General features: G+C 46.0%; 1 protein-coding gene. It reads right to left on the minus strand.

Features of this window, described 5'->3' with window-relative positions; all coding sequences use genetic code 11:
- A partial coding sequence (locus C7H79_RS18195) for a WD40/YVTN/BNR-like repeat-containing protein (protein WP_106708415.1) occupies positions 1-1,641 on the minus strand: 1,641 nt, incomplete at both ends.

Here is a 1,641-nt window from a genome sequence, read left to right on the forward strand (position 1 = left end):
TTATTATTCAGAGTAATTCGATACAAACCCTTTCCATGAACGATGACAAAGATAAGGCTGTCATTAGCAAAATTAGGGGAAAACTCAACTTGCTGGATGGCGGTCCCCGGACCTATATCTTTTTGAGTCATCGTAGCCCACCAATTGCCTCCATTCTTTGATCGATATAAACCATTGCTTGTGCCGACGAAGACCATTCTGTCCGTGGCAAACTGAGGAGAGACGGCAATTGATAAATGTTGTTGTCCCGGCAGACCACGCAGTGTCAGCGTGATTGAATCGAATCTTTGGGACTGCAACCAGCTGTTGCCACCATTCGTTGTACGCCAAATCTGCCCGGAGCGAGTTGCGGCAAAGGCAGTCCGGTCATTTGCATAGTTAGGGGAAATAGCCAAGTGTACAATATGCGATGTCGTGGGAACGCCCCGTAGCCAGCGCCAACTAGTTCCGCCATTAAGTGTTTGAAGAACGCCGTGTGACCTTGTGCCAACATAGATCTCCCGGTCGCTCTCAAACGTGGGTGACAAAACAAATGAATTGATATAGACGGAAAAGGGCGATATTTCAGGTATTTTTGGAATAGCTTTTACAGTCCAGTTTTGTCCGAGGTCATTGGAAAATCCAATATGTGTGGTATTGCGTGTGGCAACCAGCGTAGGCGGGCCGGCCTGATTCTTGGCAAAATCAACATCGAAAGCGCTCATTGGAAGATCTATACTTTTTGGAACTGGCCAACCGGTTCTATCGATGGTCCAGGTTGTACCACGATCGGAAGAGAGATATAAGCCTCCGCCGAAGTATGTTGCTGCAATCACGCTTTGATCATCGATGAAATTTGGCGACAAGGCTAAAGCTGTGAGCAGATTTTTGCGAGTTTGTTTTTGGCTCCAAGTGATGCCGCCATCTTTCGAGATGAAAAAGCCATCATACGCAGAGAGAAAAACTGCCTGATCGATCAGAAATGTGTTTGATACCTGCAGTTCGCTGAATTCATTGACTGGATTTGTTTGTCCGGTAACTTTGGCCCCGGAGACATGGAGCGTCCAGCTGTTGCCGCCATTGATTGATTTGTATACAGCATTTGTTAAGCTGGTACAGAAAACTGTACGATCAACTAGATAGTTTGGAGAAAGCGACACATTATTGATGGCTTCCAATGGCAGATTGGCTGGCTTGCTGGTAAATGTGGTGCCCGTGTTATTGCTGTAAAAAATTCCATTGTCAGTGGCTAGAAATACCTCCTTAGGGTTTCCTCCCGAAATTGCAATATCGTACACGGTTGAACCGGTCGGGTTTCCGAGACTGCTCCAGGTAAAACCTCCATCGGTGGATTTCTGCAGGGTTCCATTTTTGCTCACTGAAATAGCTGTCTGGTCAGTCGTAAAACTGGACGATACCGCAACCCGCTGTATGCCCGCAGATGTATTTTGCACTCTAGTCCAAGCTGCGTCTGTTTTGGAACGTCGGTAAAGTTGACCGTTCAATGTATTCAAGAAAAGCACATAGTCATTATTTCCCAGCTTTGCAATAGTTAATTTATTGACTCTTAGATTGAAAAGGCCGGTATTAAAAAGCTCCCAGGTATTTCCCTGATCTAATGATCGATAGATGCCATCTCCCTTGGTCGTGGCAAAAACCGTG

It is taken from the genome of Nitrosomonas supralitoralis, from assembly GCF_003011925.2.
Lineage (GTDB): Bacteria > Pseudomonadota > Gammaproteobacteria > Burkholderiales > Nitrosomonadaceae > Nitrosomonas > Nitrosomonas supralitoralis.